The organism is Leptolyngbya sp. FACHB-261, from assembly GCF_014696065.1.
Taxonomy (GTDB): Bacteria; Cyanobacteriota; Cyanobacteriia; order FACHB-261; family FACHB-261; genus FACHB-261.
In genome coordinates, this window is sequence record NZ_JACJPL010000027.1 from 299,319 (window position 1) to 322,968 (window position 23,650).

The 23,650-nt window shown below is 54.5% G+C and carries 21 protein-coding genes; 5 read left to right on the forward strand and 16 right to left on the reverse strand.

Translation table 11 applies throughout. The annotated features are described in order from the left end of the window. Window positions 1–17 precede the first annotated feature (17 nt). Entirely contained in the window at window positions 18–887 is an 870-nt protein-coding gene (locus tag H6F94_RS21025) for a hypothetical protein (protein WP_190804213.1), read from the forward strand. A gap of 62 nt (window positions 888–949) precedes the next feature. On the opposite strand, the gene H6F94_RS21030 is transcribed toward H6F94_RS21025, so the two are convergent. After that, complete coding sequence (locus H6F94_RS21030) at window positions 950–1,519, reverse strand: gamma-glutamylcyclotransferase family protein (RefSeq protein ID WP_313949344.1); 570 nt, start codon at window positions 1,517–1,519, stop codon at window positions 950–952. Between the two features lie 79 nt (window positions 1,520–1,598). Further along, complete coding sequence (locus H6F94_RS21035) at window positions 1,599–2,438, reverse strand: alpha/beta hydrolase (protein ID WP_190804214.1); 840 nt, start codon at window positions 2,436–2,438, stop codon at window positions 1,599–1,601. 323 nt (window positions 2,439–2,761) lie between these two features. Here H6F94_RS21035 and infC point away from each other — a divergent pair, with 323 nt between their 5' ends. Beyond that, a complete protein-coding gene (infC, locus tag H6F94_RS21040) occupies window positions 2,762–3,289 on the forward strand; it encodes a translation initiation factor IF-3 (RefSeq protein ID WP_190804215.1) in 528 nt (175 codons plus the stop codon). Between the two features lie 250 nt (window positions 3,290–3,539). On the opposite strand, the gene H6F94_RS21045 is transcribed toward infC, so the two are convergent. The 5 genes from H6F94_RS21045 to H6F94_RS21065 all read right to left on the reverse strand — a co-directional run bounded on the left by H6F94_RS21045 (window position 3,540) and on the right by H6F94_RS21065 (window position 10,778). Further along, window positions 3,540–4,931: a CRTAC1 family protein gene (locus H6F94_RS21045; RefSeq protein WP_242041310.1), complete on the reverse strand. Its 1,392-nt coding sequence runs from the start codon at window positions 4,929–4,931 to the stop codon at window positions 3,540–3,542. Window positions 4,932–5,067: 136 nt separating this feature from the next. After that, window positions 5,068–5,487, reverse strand: a complete 420-nt coding sequence (locus H6F94_RS21050) for an AbrB/MazE/SpoVT family DNA-binding domain-containing protein (protein WP_190804216.1) — start codon at window positions 5,485–5,487, stop codon at window positions 5,068–5,070. Between the two features lie 1,349 nt (window positions 5,488–6,836). Continuing rightward, window positions 6,837–7,976: a glycosyltransferase gene (locus H6F94_RS21055; RefSeq protein WP_190804217.1), complete on the reverse strand. Its 1,140-nt coding sequence runs from the start codon at window positions 7,974–7,976 to the stop codon at window positions 6,837–6,839. 62 nt (window positions 7,977–8,038) lie between these two features. Then, on the reverse strand, window positions 8,039–9,190 hold the full coding sequence (locus H6F94_RS21060; RefSeq protein ID WP_190804218.1) for an NAD-dependent epimerase/dehydratase family protein: 1,152 nt from the start codon (window positions 9,188–9,190) through the stop codon (window positions 8,039–8,041). Window positions 9,191–9,323: 133 nt separating this feature from the next. Continuing rightward, window positions 9,324–10,778, reverse strand: a complete 1,455-nt coding sequence (locus tag H6F94_RS21065; protein WP_190804219.1) for an Ig-like domain-containing domain — start codon at window positions 10,776–10,778, stop codon at window positions 9,324–9,326. Between the two features lie 84 nt (window positions 10,779–10,862). Between H6F94_RS21065 and accC the strand changes: the two genes are divergently transcribed. The 3 genes from accC to H6F94_RS21080 all read left to right on the forward strand — a co-directional run bounded on the left by accC (window position 10,863) and on the right by H6F94_RS21080 (window position 12,920). Continuing rightward, complete coding sequence (gene accC, locus H6F94_RS21070; protein WP_190804220.1) at window positions 10,863–12,284, forward strand: acetyl-CoA carboxylase biotin carboxylase subunit; 1,422 nt, start codon at window positions 10,863–10,865, stop codon at window positions 12,282–12,284. 171 nt (window positions 12,285–12,455) lie between these two features. After that, window positions 12,456–12,656 carry a hypothetical protein gene (locus H6F94_RS21075; protein ID WP_190804221.1) on the forward strand — a complete coding sequence of 67 codons (201 nt, stop codon included), beginning with the start codon at window positions 12,456–12,458 and terminating at the stop codon, window positions 12,654–12,656. Between the two features lie 84 nt (window positions 12,657–12,740). Beyond that, window positions 12,741–12,920: a hypothetical protein gene (locus H6F94_RS21080; RefSeq protein ID WP_190804222.1), complete on the forward strand. Its 180-nt coding sequence runs from the start codon at window positions 12,741–12,743 to the stop codon at window positions 12,918–12,920. 154 nt (window positions 12,921–13,074) lie between these two features. Here the strand turns inward: H6F94_RS21080 and ribD are convergent, their stop codons facing one another. The 9 genes from ribD to H6F94_RS33315 form a co-directional block, all read right to left on the reverse strand. Continuing rightward, the gene (gene ribD / locus H6F94_RS21085; protein ID WP_190804223.1) at window positions 13,075–14,193 is read right to left on the reverse strand and encodes a bifunctional diaminohydroxyphosphoribosylaminopyrimidine deaminase/5-amino-6-(5-phosphoribosylamino)uracil reductase RibD; all 1,119 of its coding nucleotides are present in this window, start codon (window positions 14,191–14,193) and stop codon (window positions 13,075–13,077) included. A gap of 53 nt (window positions 14,194–14,246) precedes the next feature. Next, on the reverse strand, window positions 14,247–16,214 hold the full coding sequence (locus H6F94_RS31780; protein WP_199320565.1) for a cellulase family glycosylhydrolase: 1,968 nt from the start codon (window positions 16,212–16,214) through the stop codon (window positions 14,247–14,249). Between the two features lie 169 nt (window positions 16,215–16,383). Then, window positions 16,384–17,709 (reverse strand): nickel pincer cofactor biosynthesis protein LarC, encoded by a 1,326-nt coding sequence (gene larC, locus H6F94_RS21100; RefSeq protein WP_190804225.1) that lies wholly within the window; start codon window positions 17,707–17,709, stop codon window positions 16,384–16,386. 37 nt (window positions 17,710–17,746) lie between these two features. After that, complete coding sequence (locus H6F94_RS21105; protein ID WP_190804226.1) at window positions 17,747–18,316, reverse strand: hypothetical protein; 570 nt, start codon at window positions 18,314–18,316, stop codon at window positions 17,747–17,749. Window positions 18,317–19,008: 692 nt separating this feature from the next. Beyond that, on the reverse strand, window positions 19,009–19,512 hold the full coding sequence (locus H6F94_RS21110; protein WP_190804227.1) for a hypothetical protein: 504 nt from the start codon (window positions 19,510–19,512) through the stop codon (window positions 19,009–19,011). A 39-nt stretch (window positions 19,513–19,551) separates the two neighbouring features. Then, window positions 19,552–20,466, reverse strand: a complete 915-nt coding sequence (argF, locus tag H6F94_RS21115) for an ornithine carbamoyltransferase (RefSeq protein ID WP_190804228.1) — start codon at window positions 20,464–20,466, stop codon at window positions 19,552–19,554. Window positions 20,467–20,648: 182 nt separating this feature from the next. Continuing rightward, a complete protein-coding gene (gene ctpC, locus H6F94_RS21120) occupies window positions 20,649–22,061 on the reverse strand; it encodes a carboxyl-terminal processing protease CtpC (protein ID WP_190804229.1) in 1,413 nt (470 codons plus the stop codon). Between the two features lie 260 nt (window positions 22,062–22,321). After that, window positions 22,322–23,524, reverse strand: a complete 1,203-nt coding sequence (gene ispG / locus H6F94_RS21125) for a (E)-4-hydroxy-3-methylbut-2-enyl-diphosphate synthase (protein WP_313949345.1) — start codon at window positions 23,522–23,524, stop codon at window positions 22,322–22,324. Beyond that, the gene (locus H6F94_RS33315) at window positions 23,454–23,627 is read right to left on the reverse strand and encodes a hypothetical protein (RefSeq protein ID WP_313949346.1); all 174 of its coding nucleotides are present in this window, start codon (window positions 23,625–23,627) and stop codon (window positions 23,454–23,456) included. The genes ispG and H6F94_RS33315 overlap by 71 nt, the downstream gene beginning before the upstream one ends. Between the last annotated feature and the right edge of the window lie 23 nt (window positions 23,628–23,650).

Genomic DNA, 23,650 nt, shown 5'->3' on the forward strand with positions numbered 1-23,650 from the left:
TCCACTTTTCTGAGTTCATGAACAGACCTGTGCCGCTGCCCGTTTGCCTGACCGCCGAAACCCCAGAGATGCTAGGGGGGTTAACTCCGCTTGCCGAGCTGGTTGAGGGCTCACCGTCGCTCAGCCTATTGTCAACCTGCACGTCTGAAGCAGTTCGAGTTCAAGTTAATGCTGGCAACGTCTTTCAGCTTTTCGAGCCAGACACAACCGAACCCATTGCCAGCTACAAGATCAAGGGCAATATTGCCAAGCAAGTGACTGCATTACTAGAACATCTAGCAGCCTTCCGCAATTTTGCAGCTTTGCAGGCTCCAGACAACGGCTTGCGCGGCGTTATCAAGGTCCGCTTCGGCAAGCTAATCCGTGCGGCAGATCGCCGTCGTCCGCCCCAGTACGAGGGGTTAGTCCCCGACGAAGCGCACGGCGAAGTTGCCCTCAAGTCCGGTGAGAACCTCACCATTGCGATCACAAACCCCACTGATCGCCCGCTATATGTCTACCTGGTTGCGCTCAACGGCATGCAGCGCAGTGCCAGCCGCCTCTATCCCTACAGTGAAACTTCCACTCGCTTGAAACCAGCTGAATCAATGGTTATTGGGGGTGGCCCAGACTATTTAATTACGATGGGGCTGCCGCCCGGTTGCCGTAGCGGTTTGGATCTGATGAAGGTGTTTTTGAGCCATTCCGCCATTGACCTGGATGTGCTCTCGATGCCCGAGTTTGGTAGCGGCTATCGGCTACCCAGCGATCAATTTGGCACCGGCTCCCGCCTGGATCTGGACTTACGCTGTTGCCTGAGCGCCCAACCCTTACCCCCTGGCACGCAACTCTCTGAAACCGACCTCTGGACCTTGGTAGAGCAACCGGTGCGAATCCGAGTCAACTAGCCTCAAGCGTCGTACCTGAAGTTGGGTTGATGCCATGCTCGATTTGCTCTAAGCAGCTCGGTCTAAGCGGCCAAAGGCAACTGTGCTGCCTGGAGATGGCGCATGTGTTCAAATAGTTGCCAGCAATACTGCTCCGGTAGGCCACAGGTCAAAGCGCCTCGCAGCACGACATCAAAGTACCAGTCATTGGGTGCTAGCTCCCCAGCCAGTTTGTTGACTACAGCGTAGGTTCGGACATGGCTGTAAACCTGGCTCTGGCAGCGAACACTGATAGTTTCCTGCCGGTACCAACCCGAGGAAACCCCTTCACGCTCGTCCAGCAAAGTGCTCAGTCGCCAGGGTAGACGGTAGAGCACTCCCTGAACCTCAGCCTTTTCGTCTCGGACGATATCTAATACTCCGCAGTTGCGTCGGTTAGAGCGTGAATAAAAGCCCAACCGGTAGCCGGAGAGGGTGGCAGGGCCTAGTACAAAGGGCCAGGTAGGTTCCCCCAGGGTACGTTTCAGATCCACGGGGCACATGCAGGAGCCGTAGGCAAAGTAGTCGAACGTCTCTTTGGCCTGGGTCTTTTTGGCCTGACTCTCTTTTGCTTCTATCTCTTCGGCTTGGGCAGGTGAGCAGTTAAGCATCATCCGGCAAGTGAACTAGCAAGGTTGATAGCCATGAATTGTACTGTATCTCTATCAGCTAACCGGTGATCCGCCCAGATTTTCAGGCTAGGTCTTTTAACCAATGGGCTATGAGATCTAGAGCGGCTGAGTCAACCTGCCAGTGCGGCAGTAAATTCTCCTGAGCAGAACGCCAGTGGTCAGTTCGGACCAGCCAGTGATCTAACTCGGGCAGAATGTGAGAGGTGAATTTTGCTTGACCACTTTTGTACAGTTCTTGTTTATAGAGTTCTTGCTCTAGCAAGCGGACTTCATGAGTTGGAAATACCCAGTCCATCTCTCCGTGGACTGCCAACAGGGATAGGTTCAGACTGAGTACAGGCCGGAGCAAAAACAGATGGGTTTTGCTGGCATACTCCTGCTGCAGTTGAGCCAAAACTTGCCGATGCTGCTCTGGGTCGGAGGCAGATAAGGCTTGTTCGGCGGCGGCTTGAAAGCCAAGCAGATCATTGAGATAGCTCACGGGAGGGGCAATCAAAATCAGAGCTGCGACTGGCTCCGCTTGAGCCGACAGAACTGCTAAGGCTGCACCTTCACCGTGACTAAGCAACACTAGAGGCCCCTGCAACTCCGGTTGCTGCCGGCAGAATTGGCGTACAACGGCGAAATCCTCAGTTGCTCCCTGCACAGCTGTAACTTCACCGGTGCTACGGCCCAAACCGCTCCGATCAAAGCGTAGGGAGCGAAAACCTCGCTCGGCTAAGCCTTCTGCCAGCTGCTGTAGGGGGGCAAAGCCAACATCTGTATCGTTGCCATCGCTATCGGCGAGGCCGCTACTAGGAGCGAATAGGACTACAGGTGGCAGGGCTGCTTCAGGAAGCAACATTTCTGCCGCTAGCCTCGCCTCACCGTTTGGAATTTCAACTCGGAAGCTGTCAAACATTCGCCAAGCTCTCCCTGCTGTCCCTTGCCCCCAGTGTGTCCTAGTGTGTGTTCTTCTTAAAGAGCCGGGCATCCTCAATAGAAGAATATCGCTATAATTAAGGCTCCATTACCAGGGATAACCGTTCAAAGTCTTGACGCTGCCAGGATTGAATTTAAGCGTTGCCGTCGGGGAGATCTCCTCTTGACGGCAGTTTGGTATGTCAATACTATGAATAGTGTCTTCTGTCAAGCATCTGGTGCTCGTTTTGTAAACCTGTGTCTAACCTGGTGTCGAACGCTCCATTTAGCATCCATCTTTGAGGAAATCTCCCCCATTACTGCATGAACAAGAAGCCCACCCCCCGCGACCTTCCGATGATCAACGAACGTATCCGATTCCCGAAGATTCGGGTAATCGATACGGCTGGTGAACAACTTGGTATTCTGACTCCCCGCGAGGCTCTACGGATCGCTGAGGAAAAGGAACTAGATCTAGTCCTGGTTAGCGATAAGGCAGATCCACCTGTCTGTCGAATCATGGACTATGGCAAGTTCAAGTTTGAACAGGAGAAGAAGGCGCGGGAGGCTCGCAAGAAGCAACATACCGCCGATGTCAAAGAAGTGAAGATGCGCTACAACATCGACGACCATGACTACAACGTGCGTCTGAAGAGTGCGCAGCGCTTTCTTCAAGAGGGCGACAAAGTCAAGGCGACGATCATGTTCCGAGGCCGTGAGATTCAGCACGCTGACCTAGCTGAGGGACTGCTGAAGCGGATGGCCGAAAGCTTACAAGAGGTAGCTGAAATCCAGCAAGCACCGAAGCGCGAGGGCCGTAATATCATGATGTTGCTCTCGCCTAAGAAGTAAACCCGCCAGCCTTCACTACCGGCCTCTATAGGCAATCAGTTATTGAAAGCCCGCATTACGCACTGTGACTCTAGTTACAGTGCGTTGTTTTTGGAAGCGTTTTTAGCAGCGTTGTCATTGGGCAGACTTCTTGCGAGGGAATGCTGCTGAAGATGATGCTTATGCCGAGTCTGGGCCAGCCTGTGCCAGGTCTATATGCAGTCTAGGTTGTCGCTCCAGGTCTATTTCTGCTTCTTCCGCTTTGGCAGCTTCAAGAGACAGGGTAGGGCACGCGTAGCGTCTGTCGGATCTCTGGGGCTTCAATCACCTGAGTGGCCCCGCCGGGCCAACGGACCTCTACCTGGGCAACTTGAGTTTCTGTTCCTAAGCCAAAGTGAGCAACTGGTTCCATCTGGCAGAGGTAGCCGCTGCCCGCGTCAATGACCCGCCGCTGGGCTCGGCCAGCAACCAGCGTCACAACAGCACCTCGAGCAGGCGCACCCGCCGCTGTCAGGGGCAGCACTCGTAACCAGCCATTGCCGTTCTCGGGCGTCTGGAACAAGCTCAGAGGTTGCAGTCCAGATTCGCCATGGGCAATCACTAACTCTAGGCGGCCATCTCCATCCAGGTCGCCCACGGCCGCTCCTGTTCCCAATCCTGTGGGTTCGAGGGCATCACCAAGGTCTAGCGAGGTCCAACCGCCACCACGCCAGCCAAATAGACGATTGGGTTCACCAATGTTGTTGAAGAACAGTTCTTCGTAGCCATCATTATCGAAGTCGGCAGCAATAACCGTACGAATGCGCGAAGATTTTGCCATTTCTGGTGGCGCTGCTTCTTGAAAGTTGCCACCTCGCGATTGCACATAAAGTCGATGCGGACCTTCCCAGTTGCCATAAACCAGATCAAAGCGGCCGTTACCACTCATATCTATTACTGTCACGCCCCGACCGTTTTCAGAGGGGTCGTCGATTTCTAGGAGCTGAGCTAATTCTTCAAACCGACCGTTCCCAAGATTGCGAAACAAGAAGTTGCCGCCGCCTTCATTGACAGTGAAAATATCCATCGATTCTGACAGCAGGGGCAGCGAAACAACGCCTCGGCCACCTGTAGTTAAAGCTAATCCTGCCTCCGGGGCAACATTCACCAATTGCCCCTCAGGATTCAATTCGTACAGCCGCATGGGACCACCGTAATTGGCAACGAAGAAACCATAGCGGCCGCGGCCCCATCGATCTACGCAAGCAACTGAGCGCCCAGCAGTTTTATTGATGACCTGTCGGTTCTCCGGCAGCGAAAACAAATCGACCCAGTGTTCACCCTGACGATCAACCTGAATATCAAACAGCCGGTCACCAAATTGCTTGGCGCCCGTAAAGGTATCCGTATTCAGGATATAGATTTCTTCTCGTCCGTCGCCATCCAGATCACAAGCAGCTACACCAATTGCTCGCCGTTCCGGATCGGCAAGCACAGGGTCAGCAATATCAATAAAGCTAGAGCCGTTCCACTTTAAGGCTAAATTGCGATAGCCAAAGCCAGCCACCAAAATTTCGAAGGCCCCGTCACCATCAACATCGAGGATGGCAAGACCATAGTTGAGTTGAGCGGGATTATCAGTGAGGAGAGAGCTGCGGTCCACAAACATAGAAGTTTCGGTCAAGGCTTGGGCGAAGAGCTGCCCTCTCCCACTCTACAGATTTCGATCTAGAGCCTCTATAAATTAAAGAGGCTCAGGGAAACGACATTGAACCGATCAGGGAATTGCGCGAGATAGATGGCACCCTGAGCCCTGAGGTTTATTCCTCTTCATCTCCAGAAACGGTCATTAAACGGATGTGCTTGCGGCCCACCTTTAAAGTGAGTTCATCACCCGGTTGCAATCCCATCTGACGGGTGTAGGGTGCGCCAATCAGCAGCATGCCGTTCTTTTGAACGCTTACGCGGTAGCTGGCTGCACGGCCTCCACGACCCTGACCAGGCTCTTTGCCTTTGCCATCGAGGTCAATGCCTTCTGCAGCGATCAGCGCCTTATAAAACTGCATTAGATTGACCCGTTCACCTCGCTTGGGAGTTTGCGAGACATAGCCACAAGCACGCGCTTTTTCTTCCTTAGAAGCACCTTTGAGATCTTTGACCTTCTCCAGTAACTCTCGACCGGTGAGGGGTTTGACAGGTTCCGGTTTGGGCGGTTCTACCTGTGCCTTTTTTCTTGCCATAGTGTTACACCGCTAAAGGGCGAATAGATTATTTCAGAGTATTGTTTATATTGATCGGGACTGTCAACAGTTTCAACAAGAAAATACAACGATTTTCGAAAAAGAAGAGGCGAGAGTGTTGCTTCTGTAGAGTGAAAACTGATGCAACTCAGACCCATCTGCCCAATTCAAAACGCCAGCGAACATCACTACTGTCTTTTTGAGCTGTGCTTTCGACTGCTAGCAGGCATCGTTTGAGAGTCCAGTCTTTAACTCAACAGCTTGGTTTTGTCCTAAAGGCTGACCTGTCGTTTGCAAAAGTTGCTAAATCGATGGCGCCTCCAAACTGAAGCTTCTCTGGGCTTGCAATTGAGCAGGAGGCCATTACCTCCTACCTAATCACTCTCTAGGCCACAGGATTCTGGGCACCTGAAATAGTGCTCATTGGCCTGAGACTAAGGCGAGGGCTTGAATAATCAGGCAGGTGATCTACAGGTTTGCCCGAACAGAGCACCTCTAGATCTGTTATTGGCTGATTTAAGTTTTGCCTGAGGAGGTTTGCATTGAGACGCGGGTTGGTCTACTGGCTATCCAAACTGAATTCTCCGGAGTGGCCAGGTCGTTTAGGCGTTCTATTGCTGGCTGGTCACGACCCAATAAACCCTAGGTAAACCATCAGATGATTAGAGTGGCTGCTGGATCGACAAAATTTGCCTCAGTAGAGTGACGGCATATTTTCTCTATTGAGGCGGTCAATTCAGTCCGGATAGCTCAAAATTGGGTCTTGCCCTCAGCGTAAACTTTCGCAGCAGACAAGAAACAGCCGACTCTTCAAACTTAGTTGAACAGACTCTTTATTTCGCGCCCTCTCCATTTCTACAGAGCACAGCAAGTTGGGCAGCGCTTAAATGCTAGAGAAAGCCTCCCTCCATATCTGTTTACCCTTTTGCCTTTAGTCTCTTGAAGCAGGGTTGAAGGCAGTGAGCAGGGCAGGGTAGGAATAAACCAGGCATAAACCCTGTGAAGCCATCACAAGTCCAGGTAAGTACGAACCCCTTACCCTGCCTACCCTGAAGCTCCAGGTCTTTCTCCTGCCCTGCCAGCGGGGCTAAAGAGGATTAGGTCAGACAGGGTTGGCAGGGCAGGGTTCAAATGAGAGAGAACGCCCTCTGGCCTTCTAAAAAGGCAATTCATCCATATCCTGGCTTGCCCACACTAGGGCGTTGCCCCACGCTAGGCCTTTGCCTCACACCGAAATCATGAATCCCGTAGAGAGAGTGCACCGTGCTTGCTATAAAAATTGGGGCATCGCCTTAGCGATGCCCCTACAAGCTTCACATTCCTAACCAGCAACTCCTTTTACAGCAAACTTACGGCACAACCCTTGAGCACGGCTGAGCCTGTTCAACCGTCCGCTGATAGTAATGCTGTAGCTGGCGAGTCGCTGCCGACCAACTCCACTTCTCGGCCTCTTGGCGAGCCTGCAGGCGCAACTGTTCGCGCTGCTCAGTCTGGCTCAGTAGCGATTGAGTTGCTGTTATTGCCCCCCGCTCATCAGTTGGGTCAAATAGGTAGCCGTTGACGCCATCCTCAACGATGTCAGGAATGCCACCAGAACGAGCAGCCACGACTGGACAACCCGCCGCCATCGCCTCTAGCAGTACCAGGCCTAGAGTTTCGGTACGTGAGGGGAAAATGAAGGCATCTGCGGAGGCATAGGCCGCCGCTAGGTCTTTACCACCGAGGTAGCCAACAAAGTGGGTAGGAGTGCCTGCAAAGTAGCGTTCTAGCTCGGCACGATGGGGACCATCACCCACCAGCGCCAAACGCGCTTGCGGAATCGCCTCTAGAACAGGACGAATGCGCTCGATTTCTTTTTCAGCCCCCAGACGCCCGATGTAGAGCAGTAGCGGTGCTTCTGGGTGCCCTTTGCTTAGTCGCTCTCGCATCTCAGCTGAGCGAAGGCTTGGGTCAAACATTTCCGTATCGACCCCTCGCTGCCACAAGTCCACCCGCTCAATGCCATGAGTGACCAGTTCTGACCTCATGACTGTTGAGGTACACAGGTTAAGGTCAGCCTGGTTATGTCCTGCCTTTAGCAGTTCCCACAGCACTCCCTCCAAGGCACCCAAACCATAGTGATGGAGATACTGGGGTAAGTGAGTGTGGTAGGACGCAACTAGAGGCAAATCGTAGAGCTTGCCGTAAAATATGCCGGCCAAACCTAACACTGCTGGGTTAACCACATGCACAATGTCAGGCCGGAACTTCTTGAGGGCATAGCCTAAGGCAGGCCGAGGCAAAGCTAACTTCAGTTCTGGGTAAAGTGGCAGCGGAAAGCCAGAAACCCCATAAATTTCTGCGCCACAATGCTCTTTGAGGCCCCCTTCAGGCGCAAAAATCAGAACCTGGTCCCCCAAGCGCTGCAAGTGGTCGACAGTGTGACGCAAGCGCGTGACGATGCCGTCAACCTTAGGCAAAAAGGTTTCAGTGAACAGAGCAATGCGCATAGGCGGAGAAGTCGCAGAGCGAATTAGACAAGCCCTAGAGCCCTAAGGCTCTACGCTCGATCTCAACGACGCCAACTGACTTTGGGCAGGATTTGCTGAGCATCAACCCGCTCTTTGTACCGGATGGCAAAGTTGAGAAGGGAATCGAGCAGTGAATCAGATAGAAAATGGGGTTGCAGACCCAAACTCAACAGATTTGTATTCTTAGCGTTGAAATAGTGCTCCTCTAGTTCGACCCGTGGGTTATCCAGATGATTTACTTCTACGTCTAAGCCCATTGCCGTTCCGGCTTTCTTGACCATCATCGCCAGATCGCCAACCGAGAAGAGTTCAGTGAATTGGTTAAACACTCGGAACTTTCCGGATTCTGCTGGATTGGCAATTGCCAATTCGACGCAACGAACAGTATCTCGAATATCTAAGAAGCTACGGGTCTGGCCACCTGTGCCATATACAGTGAGGGGATGGCCGACTGCTGCCTGAATGCAGAAACGGTTGAGAGCGGTACCAAAAACACCGTCGTAATCGAGCCGGTTGATCAAGACTTCGTCGAGGCCAGTCTCTTCGGTGAGCACACCATAGACCACACCCTGATTCAAGTCAGTAGCTCGCAAACCCCAAACTTTGCAGGCGAAATGAATATTGTGGCTATCGTGAACCTTCGAGAGGTGATAGAAGCTACCAGGCTGCTTAGGATAAGGCAATGTATCCTTACGGCCGTTATGCTCGATCGTAATGTAGCCTTCCTCAATATCGATGTTGGGGGTGCCGTACTCACCCATCGTCCCCAGTTTGACCAGATGGCAATCGGGTAGAAACTCCTTCATCGCATAGAGAAGGTTTAGGGTTCCTACCACATTGTTGACCTGAGTCAGAACCGCATGCTCGCGGTCGATCATCGAGAAGGGTGCAGAGCGCTGTTCACCGAAATGCACAATTGCTTCTGGCTCAAAGCTGCGTAGCGTCTGCGACAGGAACTCGTAATTAGTGATATCTCCCACAAATAACTCAAGGCGCTTACCACTGTGCCCCTGCCAACAATCAATACGCTTTTGTATAGCAGTAATGGGAGTCAGGGTTTCAACGCCTAGTTCTAAGTCCCAGTGTCGACGAACCAGGCTATCGAGAATTGCGACTTCATAGCCTCTAGCCGACAGGTGCAGTGCAGTGGCCCACCCACAATAGCCATCGCCACCAATTACCAGAACTTTCATGCAGCCTCTGCTTACTACCTTTGTTTAACTGGCTTTCTGAACCACCAAGCACTCTATCAGGAATTGCCCCTCCTTGATCTACAGCCTACGGCTAGTCTGTACCAACAATCTACTGACAATCTATTGACAATCTTTAGGGCAACCACAAAGGACGAATTCCCAGCAACTTAAGGGGAATCGGCTCACTCGGCTCCGGCTTAAGCGGCAACTGCCAAATCTCACCCACAGCGATTGGCTCTCCTTGTAGACTACGCACCACTCCCTGGCTTATGCCTGCAGCTAGACTGACCCGGTCATAAAGCAGACTACGCTGATCCGGTGCAAGGTTGAAATTTAAATCGGTGCGCTCATTGAGTTCCAACAAAGTTTGCAGTTGACCTGTTTTGAGGTCAATGGCGACTAGAGCTGGATACTCGTCGTAGCCTTTGCCAACAACACGAGTGACGACACAGTAGAGCGTGGTTCGGTTCAGATTGAATTCACAGGTCTTGAAGTTGCCCTCACTATGTAGTAATTTACGGGGCTGCCCTGCAGTACTGACCAGAAATAAATCTCTGGTGTAATCAGGGTTAAATTGCACCATTGCGGCTTGAGTACCATCTGCTGCAAAGTTGAGGACTGTGCCAAAGCGGGGCAAAAACTCCAGCGCTTTCGCTTTTGGGGTCAGCGGAAAAATCGTTTGCCCTTGGCCTTGGGCAATAATCAAGGCCGAGCTATCAGGGGTAATCAAAAATTCGCCCGTGGCCTGGTTGCTAATCAAAGACCATTGGGGGTCGCCTTCACGTTGTAACCATAGCCCCAAGCTCGATTGCGCATTAGCAATTGGCTGGTCTAGCTGGGGCTGTTGGGTCTTTCGATCAAAGCGCTGCACCACAATCGCTTTGCCATCGGGGGATAAAGCAAAACGCAAAAGTTGATAGTCTCGGCTGTCTAATTGGAGGCTGAGCTGACCTGTTTCTAGGTCTATTTGATAGAGCTGGAGCTGGTTATAATCGGTGCCCTGCTGCGCGGCAGTACGCTCGGCTGCACTGAATAACACTCGCTTGCCATCCGGATAAGGCTTGAAGTCACTGACTACCAGGTTCGGCGGTGTGACAGCTGTGGTCTGAGCGGTGGCAAAGTCATAGCGCATTAACCGCCCGGCATTTTCAGCGGCAATGCTTAGGTAGAGCAGGCGAGGGGTCGGTGTGCTGAACTGGCTTTCAAACGGACGCGCCATCGCTCGGCCAAAGCGATCTTGCGCCTGGGTCAGCCGAACTTGGTATTCTGTGCCCGCTTGCGGCGGCAAGTCTGGCGTATAGGCCATGCGACGGCCAGCCCAACTCAGACGACCTGGCAAAGCAGGCTCAAACCGAAGCTGGTCGGCCACACTTTTGGTATTCATGGGCCGGTTGAAGTCAAAGGTCATGGCAACATCTGTCTTGCTGAGTTGCCGTCCAGACCAGCTGAAGGTCCGGACTTGTGGGGCCGTTTGATCACCGCCAAACAGCAGTAGCCCAGTTAAAACCAGCAGGATCAGGACGGCAATCGCCACAGCCCGATCAAGTGGTTGTAGAGACCCACGCCCAGCCTGAATTGATTTTTTCATCGGCAGCCGCACACCACAGTGATAGGATCTCTCTCGCCAGTACAGACGTAGTATGCTACGTCTTCACCCCATTACGCCTGCACTATGACGCCGTTCTCGTCAGAGGCCCGGAGAGACATTGCGCCAGTGCCCCAAAAAGAGATTTCTAAAATCTTGATTGCCAATCGGGGCGAGATTGCATTACGGATCCTGCGTACCTGCGAAGAGATGGGAATTGCTACGGTTGCCGTCCACTCCACTGTGGATCGCAATGCGCTGCATGTTCAACTGGCTGATGAAGCGGTCTGCATCGGCGAGCCGCCCAGTGCCAAAAGTTATCTCAACATCCCCAATATCATTGCGGCTGCCCTGACGCGCAACGCCACCGCCATTCATCCAGGCTATGGTTTCCTAGCGGAGAACGCTCGTTTCGCTGAAATTTGTGCCGACCACCAATTGACTTTCATTGGTCCCACGCCCGCAGCAATTACGGCAATGGGGGACAAATCCACAGCCAAAGAGACGATGCAATGGGCCAAAGTGCCCACAGTTCCGGGTAGCGATGGCTTGATTGAAAGCGAGTCTCAAGCTTTGAATCTAGCGACTAAAATTGGCTACCCCGTGATGATTAAAGCCACGGCAGGTGGCGGTGGGCGCGGTATGCGCTTTGTCCCCAGCGAACTAGAATTGCTGCGTCTACTGCGAGCCGCTCAGGGCGAAGCAGAAGCCGCTTTTGGCAACCCTGGCGTTTATTTGGAGAAATTCATTGAGCGGCCACGCCACATTGAGTTTCAGATTTTGGCGGATGCTCACGGCAATGTCATTCACTTAGGTGAACGAGATTGCTCAATTCAGCGTCGCCACCAAAAATTGCTAGAAGAAGCGCCCAGCCCAGCCTTGAGCCCGGAACTGCGCGCGAAGATGGGAACGGCTGCGGTAAAAGCCGCTCAGGCGATTAACTACACTGGCGCCGGTACTGTGGAGTTTTTGCTAGATCGCCATGGCAATTTCTACTTTATGGAGATGAACACCCGCATTCAGGTGGAGCACCCGGTCACTGAGATGATTACGGGGCTCGATCTGATTGCCGAGCAAATTCGCATTGCGCGGGGCGAAAAACTGCGGCTGACCCAAGAGCAAGTCGTGCTCAATGGCCATGCGATCGAATGCCGGATCAACGCCGAAGATCCTGAACACAACTTTCGACCCCATCCCGGTCGGATTAGCGGCTACTTACCGCCTGGTGGCCCCGGTGTGCGCATGGATTCCCACGTCTACACAGACTACGTAATCCCGCCTTATTACGACTCCTTAATCGGTAAGTTGATTGTCTGGGCACCTGATCGAAGCGGTGCCATTATCCGCATGCGGCGAGCGCTACGGGAATGCGCGATTACCGGCTTGCCTACCACTATTGCTTTTCACCAAAAGATTATGCAAAACCCAGCCTTCATCAAGGCTGATGTTTACACAAACTTTGTGCAGCAGTTGATGGAAGCGGAGGAGGCTGCTAAGTTAGCCGGATAGCTTTAAGCAAGCTTGAGGTTATTGCTAGGAATTCACCAAGCTTGCCCAAGCTCGAAGCCGATGAAGCCGAACCGAGACCACTCGTTCATTGAGTTCTGTCTATATCTATATGGATCTATATAGATACGTACGTAAATGGGCGTTGAGGAATTGTTCTCTTTGGTGTCAACTATGTTTCTCAAAAGACTTTTGCCTCGCCTAGGTCTGTCTTGCGCCATGCTGGCGACCCTGCCCTTCGCATCCGATAGCTTGCTCGATCAGATGCAAGCACCGGACATTTTTGGTGGTATTGCGACTATTGCTTCGTGCTTGGGTGCCTCTGTCCCGATGCTGAAGTTATTCGGCAATTCCAACCAGAATTCTGAGCCCTAAACCAGCCTGAAGACTGAGATAGAAATTGGTTTGCAAAGTGGCCCGGAAACTGAAAGATCCGCAAGCTAAAGTGAAGGAACCCCCGTGCCTGCCTCTGCCATGAACGCTGATCCCGATGAGCCAAGCCTCAACGATTACATGGAACTGCTACGGCCCCTAATTGAGGCTGAAGAGCTCGAAGTTCTAATCGATGACAACCACGAACTGGCCCAAGCCGATCCTGCCGTCCTAGGCAGCCTAGTCATGGCCCTAACCTGGGAGTAGGGGCGGGGTTCCCCCGCCCGAATTTAGAAACTCCCCCGCCCAAATTCGTAAATCTCTGCGCCCGAATCCACAAATCTCTGCGCCCGAATTCGCCAATCTCCCCCGCCCGAATTTAAAAGTCTCTCCCCAAGTTCACAAGCCTCCCCAACTGGCTCTACAAATACCCCTCAAATAGCCAGTCTTGCCCCAATTGGCGCACTTGCAATTGCTTCAGTTGCAGGGCTTGGGTCATTTCAGTGAAGCCGAGATCCGCTACGGGTGTAAAACCAGAGCCGCCGATGATTTTGGGCGCGATGAAGGCTAGCAATTTTTGTACGGTGCCCTCTCGAATAGCTTGAGCAGCTAGTGTGCCGCCGCATTCCCATAACACGGTGAGTAGACCTCGACTATATAGATAGTCCAATGCGGTCTTTGGTGTGAGGAGGTCGAGTTCAACTACTTCAACGCCCTGCTTTTCCAGCAGTTGTCTGAACTGTTGTCTAAGCTGTTGCCCATGCGTATCCGGTTGGAGCTTACTGGGATCGGGATTGGCTTCAGTCAGAACCAGGGTTGGGGCTGTGGCAGTGTCCCAGAGATGGGCTTTTTCAGGTAGGTTCAGGCTGCGGCTCATCACGATTCGCAAGGGGTTTCGCCCTGCTTCTAATCGACAGGTGAGTTGAGGGTTGTCTTGCCGTACGGTATTGCTGCCAACGATCACAGCGTCGCAAATGCTGCGCAGTCGATGCACCTCAGTTCGGGCGGCTTCACCTGTGACCCAGAAGCTATGGCCGGTGGGCGCGGCGATATGACCATCCAGGGTCATGGCGTATTTGAGAATGCCGAAGGGGCGTTTTTGGGTGACGCGATGCACGAAGGCTTCGTTGAGTTGCTGACAGGCGGCCTCTTGCACGCCCACGATCACCTCGATGCCATTGGTCCGCAACCGTTCGATGCCACCGCCCGAAACGCGGGGATCGGGATCGACCATGCCAACCACCACTCGCGCCACGCCTGCTTGCAAAATCGCTTCGGTGCAGGGCGGCGTGCGTCCGTAGTGATTGCAGGGTTCCAGGTTGACGTAGAGGGTGCTGCCTCGCGCCTGCTCCCCGGCTGCGCGCAGGGCAAACACTTCGGCGTGGGGCTGACCGGCCCCGGGATGGAAGCCTGCGCCCAGGACCTGATCGCCCTGGAGGACCACTGAACCGACCATTGGATTGGGAGCTGTGCGACCCTGAGCACGAGCAGCCAATTCTAGGCAGCGGTCCATCCAGTTGGGATCAATTGGAGATGTCATCTTGCAGGCAGATAGGCTGGCCAGTTAGCGAGGCGCAGCCCATCCAAACCAGATCAGGCAGGGCTGGTCCTCAGAGTGTAGCTGCCCGTGGCCCAATTGCTGGCGCTGGTGACGCGGATCAGATAGTTCACGCCCGATTGCACGGTCATGAACAGTTGCGAGTTGAGACCACCATTGGCGTTGTCGTTGGCGGCGAGAACCTGGCCGGTTGAGGCATTCACCAGTTGCAGATAGGGATTGAACCGGGTCGAGTCGAGGTTGAGGCGCAGTCGTCGTCCGGCAGAAACCCCCGTTAGGCGATAGTCATCACGGTGGCGGCTGCTGAGCGTGGGGTTGCTGCGGTCGCCTGGGGTTAGTTCGGCGGTGAGAGTTTGGCTGCCACTGAGGTTGACCGGATCGTCAGTGCTGATTACTCCCCGCCCTTGAGCATCGGCCAGCGTGGCGTTGGTGATTTTGCTCAGATTAACCAAGAGGGTTTCATTGGCTTCTACTCGCGTATCGCCAATCACGGGGATGCTGATGGCCTTCTGGGTTTCGCCAGGATTGAAGGTCAGGCTGCCGCTGCGGCCCTGGTAGTCGGAGCCACCCGTGGCCGTGCCGTTGGCGGTGGCGTAGGCAACGGTCACAGTTTTGGTGCTGGCTTTTGATAACTTCACGCTGAAGCTGACGTTGGCAGTGCCCGCGTTGCCTTCGTCGCGTTTGGCGTCGCTGATTGTCAGCGAGGGTTGGCTAGAGATGGGACCGGAGAATTGAATGGGGGCCAGTTTGGCTTGCTTCTGGCTATTGACGCTCCGCCAGTCATCCTGAAGCAGGCCGCCGGTGTCGCCGGAGTTGGGATTCCAGGACCAGAAGGTCCAGTTGATGCCCCTGGCGCCAGTGCCCAGATAGCTGGTGAGCTTGTCGAACCACTGGTTGTCTTGGCTGGTCTGGAGTTTGCTGCCGAATTCGCCGACTAGGACTGGCGCGATGTTGTTTTTGTGCAGGTAACCCCAATGTTTGTCCCAGACGGCGGGCAGGTTGTTGGGGAAAGTTGAGTCGCTGAACCAGGGTTGAGAGGCGACAGACTGCGGGTAGTCGTGGGTGGAGTAGACCAAACGATTGGGGACATTCAGTCGCACGGGATTGCTCTGGGCTCCCATGAGGTTGCCACCCCACCAATAGTTGCTGCCGTTGTGGGACTGGACGCCTTCGACCACGATCAGCCAGTTGGAGTTGACAGATAAGATGGCGTTGCCTGCCCGTTCTGCGGCTAAGCGCCAGTCGCGGCTGAAGTCACCGTTGCCCCAGGTGGCGCTGCCGCGCGGCTCGTTATGCAGGTCGGCACCAACCACGGTGGAGTTGCCGTTGTAGCGGCTGGCGAGCATTTTCCAGTCGGAGATCCAGCGTGCTTCGGAGTAGCTGTTGGTGTACCAGAGTTCAGATTGAGCGTAGGCATCGGGGCGGTGCCGGTCCAAGATGATGCGCAGGTTTTTCTGTCCGGCGTAATCGACAATTTTGTCCATAATTTGCAGACCGTTGAGGCCCTGCAAATCGGCGTTCTTGCTGAAGTCGATGCCGTTGGGTTTGCTGCCCGCATCAAACAGTTGGTTGGAGAAGGGCAGACGGATGGCGTTGTAGCCCAGGTTCTTGATCTGATCCATCATCTCGCGGTAGCCTCGCGCCCATAGCCCGTGAGGAGCGAAGTTAGCGGTTTCAAAGCCGAACCAGTTGACGCCGGTAATACGCACCGGTTGATTATTGGCGTTGAGGATCTGGCTGCCGTTGGTGTGCCAGTAGTCGGTCGCGCTTGCGCTCATGCTGGTAGCGCTCGCGCTCATGCTGGCAGTGCTCGCGCTCATGCTGGCGCTGGCTTGAAGGGTATCGGCTGGCTGACTGCTGCTAGAGCGTGTTTGCGGACTGCTGAGACTGAGCGGTGTTGAGGAGTCGGTCAGGGAAGGCGTGATGTCGAATGACTTAGCAGTGCCTAAGTTCTGACTGGTGTAGTCGTTGGACGCAGCATAACTGGTGCGATTGACTGACATGAAAAGACCCCCCATTTGGAGAAGTGTGCTGGTCAACACCCTGCTTAGTCTTGGACCAGATTCTCAACGGGGAACGGCTTCACGACAGCTTCACTACTCAGCTACCGAAAGTTCAATCCGGATACCAGAAACTGGCTGCCTGATTCTGAATAGCTAGGCGCAAACCGACTTAGCGCTGGTTGACTAACCGCCAACTGGCTAAAGCCGCTTGCTGCACTTGAGCCAGGGGCACCTGTTGCGCTCGAGCCAGACGGGCACAGTCTTCGTATTCCGGCTGCACGTTCACGATGGTTTGTCCGCGTTGGGCGATTTTCACCTGTATGGGACCGTAGATCGTTTCTAGGGTTTGAAATTGCCGGTTGAGGATCGAGCGAGATTGAATGCGGCGGCGAATGCCCAAAGTGCTGGTTTCGCGGAACAAGACGGTTTCGCACTGCTCCAGATCTTCCGGTTTGCAAAGCACGGTGAGCAGGAGCCCAGGCCGGGACTTTTTCATGCCCACGGCCTGCGTGAACACATCCAAGGCCCCGGCTTTGGGCAATTCATCAAATAGGTAGCCCACGACTTGCGGGCTGAGGTCATCGACCTGAGTTTCCAGTACGGCAATCGGTTCTAGACCTTCGGCACCTGGTCCGCGCTCCGGCTGCACTAGGGGCGTGGGCAAGTCAGGCTCAAGGTCAACGTGATCGTGCGCGTGGCTGTGGTGAGCTTGACCGTGCTGCCTATGGCTGTGCTGATGGTCGCTGTGACCTGGTTCGCCCAGCCAGAGGCGCAGGATATTGGGCAGGGCCAGCTGTTGCGAGCCTGCCCCCAGGCCGATTTTGCGTAGGCGCATGGGGGGGCAGGGGCCGAAAGACTGAGCGAGGGCCGTGACCAGGGCGGCGCCAGTCGGAGTCACCAGTTCGCGGTCGATGCCGTTGGCGTAGATCGGGACGCCACGCAATTCCCAGAGTTTGAGCACGGCTGGGGTGGGCACGGGCAGGCGTCCGTGGGCAGCGCGGACTGTACCGCCGCCGGTGGGCAGCGCAGAGCAGTAGATTGCATCCGGGTCGAGCCAGTCCAAACCCAAGCAGGTGCCAACCACATCGACTAAGGCATCAGTGGCACCGACTTCGTGAAAGTGAACTTGCTCTGGGGGAATGCCGTGTACGGCGCCTTCGGCAATTGCCAGGGTTTGAAAGACCTTGAGGCTCCAGGCTTCGGCACGGGGCGGCAGTTTTGCCTGTCGGATCAGGTGTTCGATCTCAGGCAGATGGCGGTGAGGCGCGTGCTGATCCGGGTTAGCATCAGCCCTCAAATAGACATGCACTTTGGTCGCCTGCTGATCGTTGCGCTGCACCAGTTCAGACCAGAGTTTATATTCATCGGCAATGCCCAGTTTTTCTAGCTGTTGACGCAGATAGTCCAGAGGCACGCCCGCACTAACTAGCGCTCCCAAACACATGTCGCCAGAGATGCCGGTTGGACAATCGAAATAGGCAATTCGCCGATCCATCAATACTTTCTCCTTGTGCCCGTTCAGGTTCCCAAGCTCAGGCTACTGGGTTGGCGCAGAATTCAGGGTCTTCTTTCAATATTGGCGGACGGCAGAGGCCGATGCGGAGCTGATAATGTTGCTGCCGCCACAGTTGCCGCCAGTGTTCCAGCACGCTTTCAGGATAGGTAAAGCGTTGACATTCGAGGCGAATGATTTCGCCTAACCATTGCAAAACTCGCAGATCGGTACAAGCCTGAATACTTTTAGCGCAAGCTTCTATCCACTCCATAAATACGCGGTAGCTAATAAATTGACCGCCTCGATCTTGGCGGTGCACAAACAACTGATGGGGCCAATGCTCGTAGCGACAAATCATGGTTTCAGGAATGCCGAGAAACTTGGCAATCTGCGCTAGAGAAATACAAAGCTGCGGCTGAAGCACCTGAGTTAAGTGCATCTCAAAACTCCAAAAAGCTTGCAGTTGAAGGAATAGGGCAATTCTGAGTTGAATTGCCCCGCAATCCATAGCCACGACTAGACTCCCCCCTCTGAAAGGAGTTGAATCAGCAGTGCTAAACTGCCCACTAGCCTTCATGTTGACATTTTCAACATGCGGGTCAGTCATCTGGAGTTTGCTTAGGACTCCAGGTGACGCTAGAGAAGCAATGACTACTTGGGCTCAAAGCTTAATGGAAGCTCTATAAGCCTGTCAAGCCCCTCGCCCAAGTTTTTTAGCGCCCATACCAATAGCCACAATTGCAGCCCTTCACTAAGGTTGTAAAAACCTCCTATTCGCGAGTTATCAGAAGCAAGCAAAACGTTTCCACTTCCTCACACCCTAACTCCCAACCTAAAGCAACATTTGCCCAAGTTGATACCTAATTTTCTCAACTCGATATCAAATGATTCCAACCGAATATATAGCCCTACCAACTTGAGATACAGCCCTACCAGCCCGAGATTAAATTATTCCAAGTTGAGATACAGCTTCATCGACCGGATATAAAATCCCCCCAACCAGCGCGCAGAACTCCCCAAGTTGAGATGCAAATTTCCCAACTCGTGCGCAATTTCTATAGGCCGGATTAGGCTATCTCAATTCTCTAGATGAGAGCGAGAAATCAGAACCCCACCGCCTTCGGCACCTGCCCTTAGCAAGGGGAGGTTGGGAGGAGTCAATGTTGAAAGCTACAAATTAAAACCCGTCGCCTAGGGCTCCTCCCCTTGGCAAGGGGAGGTTGGGAGGGGTCAATGTCGAGAGCTACAAATCAGCCTCCCCTTTCTCCCCACGGGAGAAAGGGGCCGGGGGATAGGGGTCTAAATCAACCGCACCAAAAACTCCAGCGCTGTCGTCCGCCAACGCCGCCCCTCCGGTTCCAAATGCCAACCCTGCACCTTATCGGGCGCAGTCCAGAGATCCAAATGCTCCACCGGCGGATCGGCATAGAAGCTGACCGACCCACCGCCCAGCTCATGGGAACTCCAGTGCGTAAACCAATCGTGACTGAGGCGATAAACCGTACTCTGCTGCGTTGAGCCCAGCGGTACCCCCCAACCATCCAGCGCAAATAGACTGCGCACCCGTCCACTCAGCAAAGCCCCCAAACCACCGACCACACCAGCGCTAAACGCCACCACACTCAACGAACCCGAAGGACAATGCTTCTGCAAAAACTGCAACACCGCCAACGAGTTATGGGGCAAGTAGCGATGCGCTGGGTAAACCAGAATCGGACGTGAGGGCAGGTGAGGGCGCAGATGGCTCAAAAACTGATCTGTCAATTCCGGAGAATGAAAGCCAGGACAGATCAGCAGCGTCATAATCGCAACACTCGCCTACTACTTGCGCCTACCTCACTACTAGAGCACACTCGCCAGCAGAGCCTTTTGCGCATGGAGACGATTCTCCGCCTGGTCCCACACCCGCGAGTGCTGCCCTTCGATCACCGCTTCCGTAATCTCTTCGCCCCGGTGCGCCGGTAAGCAGTGGAGCACAATCACCTCCGGGTCGGCCAGCGCTTGCAGATGCTCATTGAGCTGATAAGGCGTAAACACCGGCCCTCGTGACTCCGCCGAGTCCTCCTGTCCCATGCTGGCCCAAACATCGGTATAGAGAACCTGCGCGCCCTTCGCCGCCAGTTCCGCATCCGTCGTCACCAACACCTCCGAGCGCCCATCGGCCAGCGCCGTCGCCTGCGCCACAATCTTGGGGTCAGGTGAATACTCAGAGGGTGCCGCCACGCGTACATTCATGCCCACCAGTGCACAGCCCAGCATCAGCGAGTGGGCCATATTATTGCCGTCCCCCAGATAGGACAGCGTCAGCCCATCCAGCTTGCCAAAGGCTTCCTGCACTGTCAGCAAATCTGCCAACACCTGACAAGGATGCTCTTGGTCGGTCAGCGCATTAATCACAGGCATCTGGCAGTAACCCGCAAACGCTTCCAAATCTGCCTGATCAAACGTGCGAATGGCGACCACATCCAGATAGCGATCCAGCACCCGCGCCGTATCAGCCAGAGGCTCACCTCGGCTCACCTGCGTAACATTGGGGTTCAGGTCAATCACCTGACCGCCCAACTGATACATCGCCACCGTGAAGCTAACGCGGGTGCGCGTGGAGGCCTTAGAGAACAGCAGACCCAGCACCTTCCGTTCATGGGAGCGGTTGATCTTGCCCGCCTTCATGCCCGCTGCCAAATCCAGCAACCCCATCAACTCATCTCGGTTGAGGTCAGCCAGACTGAGCAGATCACGCCCTTTGAGTTCTGTCATGTTGCACCTCCACGCACAGATTCAATCAACGTACCAAAAAAACAAGCAGGGACCCTGATGGCTCAGAGGTCCCTGACTTAAATCAATACTCACCCACAACTCACCCAAAGCCTTCTAGAGAGCGGCCCAGAGGCACAACCGAGCCAACCCTTCAGAAGTTGATTGCAATCTAAGCCAATCTCTTAAGGAGTCGTGGCGGGTGTAGCGACGGGCGCCGCACCTGGTGTCGCAGCCGGTGTCGCAGCGGGTCTAGCGGTTTGGGCAGCACCACCAGACGCATTCGAGGTCACCGCATTGCGGGCCTGAGCAATGCGAGTCTTCAGCTCACCCAAAGCTCGCACATACTGCGGGTCACCCTCGCTGCCAATCCGAGTGTTATCGGTGCGCAACGCTTGCCGTTGCTCATCGCTCAGATCCAGCACGATATCGGGGGTAATGCCCTTCTTGTTAATGTCCGTGCCATCGGGCGTGTAGTAGTGAGCAATCGTCACCGCGATGCCCGAGCCGTCGCTCAACGAATGCACCGACTGCACCAGCCCCTTGCCAAAGGTCTTAGTGCCGACTAACGTTGCCCGTTTCTGGTCCTGCAAAGCCCCGGCCAGAATCTCACTGGCACTAGCTGAGCCACCATCCACCAGCACCACCAGGGGTTTATCGGTCAGCGAACGGCTGCCAGCACTAATCCGGTCAGTCTCACCCTGTCGGTCAATGGTCGAGACAATCGTGCCTTCCGACAGCCACATGCGAGCGATTTCAGCCGCCGAATAGAGGAGCCCACCGGGGTTAGAGCGCAGATCCAGAATGTAGCCACTGACATTCTGCTTCTCCAAATCCTGGATCGCCTTGCGCATCTCAGCCGAGGCATTAGCGTTGAATTGCGTTAAGCGGATATAGCCCACTGGCCCTGCATTGGCGTCGGGACGCACACTAGAGCGCACCGGATGAATCTCAATACGTTGACGCTCCACCGGCACCTGGAAAGGAGCTTGGTTGCCACGCTGAATCGTCAGTGTCACCCGCGTACCAGCCCGGCCTCGAATTAACCGGACCGCCTCGTTGACGTCCATGTTCTCAGTTGAGCGCCCATCAATCGCCGTGATCAAGTCCTTGGATTGAATCCCAGCTCGGAAGGCAGGCGTGTCTTCAATGGGAGCAATAACCGTCAGCTTCTTGCTCTTCTCGTCTACCGCTAACTGGATACCCACCCCGGTGAGTTCACCAGAGGTGTCCACCTGCATGTTGCTAAATTGCTGCGGATCCATAAACCGGGTGTAGGGATCGTTCAGCTTTTCCAGCATCTCGCGGATAGCGGTGTAAGATTCCTCGCGGGTGTTGTAAGTGCGGTCAGTGACATAAGTGCGACGAACCTGCTGCCAGTCCACCTGATTGAAGGTGCCGTCCACATATTCCCGGTTGATGACCTGCCAGACTTCATCGACCAGTTCCTTCGGGCTCTCGCGGAACACTGCCCAGCTAGGTTTCGACTGGGAAAACTGCACCACTGCACAACTCGCTAAGGCAACCAGGGCAGCAGCAGCGCTGATCAGCAAACCCTTGGAGGCGCGAGGAGACTGGGGAGGCGGGGAATCTACCATAAAAGTTCGCCCATAAACTCGGGAAAGACAGACTCGAGAAAGACAGAGATTAAATGGCGGAAGCAGGCGCAAAAAGTACGCCCAATCTAGCACAGGCAACCGATCGACGCTTTGGTCAGCCAGCTCAACAGGCGCTGGCCATGGTTTGGGGAGTTGGTTTGGAGAGCTAGATCGAGGAGAGCTAGGAGCTGCTCGCGCAGACTGCCCAAATTTATTAAACTTGACCACTCTGAACGACCAGACCCAAAGACTAAACTCAACTAGCTTTCAGGCTCAACCCAGCGATCATCGGCTTTGATCAGGTTGATTAGCTCCTCAACCCCCTGATCCTCAGGAACCTTCTTGATCTCTTCTCGCCCTCGATACAGTGAGATGTAGCCGGGGGTTTTGCCGACATAGCCGTAGTCTGCGTCTGCCATTTCGCCCGGTCCGTTGACGATGCAGCCCATGACAGCGATATCTAAGCCAGTTAGGTGCTTGGTTGCTTCCCGCACCTTGTGCAGCACCTCCTCTAAGTTAAAGAGCGTGCGACCGCAGGAAGGGCAGGCCACATACTCCACCATGGTCTTGCGCAGGCCCAGAGCTTGCAGAATGCTGTAGCAGACCGGGATTTCATTTTCTGGCGCTTCGGTCAACGAGACTCGAATCGTGTCGCCAATGCCATCGGCTAGCAGGGTTGCGATCCCAGCCGTGGACTTAATCCGTCCGTACTCGCCATCGCCAGCTTCAGTAACACCTAAGTGCAACGGATAGTCCATTCCCTGAGCATCTAGGCGCTGGGCCAGCAGGCGATAGGCTGCCACCATCACTGGTACGCGGGAAGCTTTGAGCGAAATCACCAGATTGCGGAAGTCCAGCGACTCACAGATGCGAATGAATTCCAGAGCCGACTCCACCATGCCTTCAGGCGTGTCGCCATAGGTAAACAGCATCCGCTCCGCTAGCGAACCGTGGTTGACGCCAATGCGCATCGCCTTGCCCTGGTCGCGCAAGCTAATTACTAAGGGTTCCAGCGTCTCGCGGATCTTCTCGCCAATCTCATCAAATTCAGCCTTGGTGTATTCGGTACGGTCGGCTCTAGGCTTCTCAAACACATATAAGCCGGGATTGATCCGCACCTTATCAACATGCTGAGCCACTTCCAGGGCAATTTTCATGCCGTTATGGTGGACATCGGCCACTAGGGGCACATCCTGATAAGTTGCCTTCAGCCGTTGCTTAATCTCCGCCAGGGCTTTAGCGTGAGCAAGGCTGGGCACCGTGACTCGGACAATTTCACAGCCCACCTCGTGCAGGCGACGGATGCCCGCTACGGAACCAGCAATGTCTAGGGTGTCTTCATTGATCATCGACTGGACGACGACTGGATGTCCGCCGCCGATCGTGACACTGCTAACCCGCACGGGCCGGGTTTTGCGACGGATGATGAGGCCGGTTGCCTCTGGCGTAAAACTCGATGGCACCGATGATGTAGGCAAGGTCTGCATAGCGGTTGTAGAGTGCGGCGGAAGTTCCAGAAGAGGGGGCGGGTCCCAATTCCTCAGCTTGCCACAGATGTTGCTGCATTCAGATACCTAGACCTTAGGATC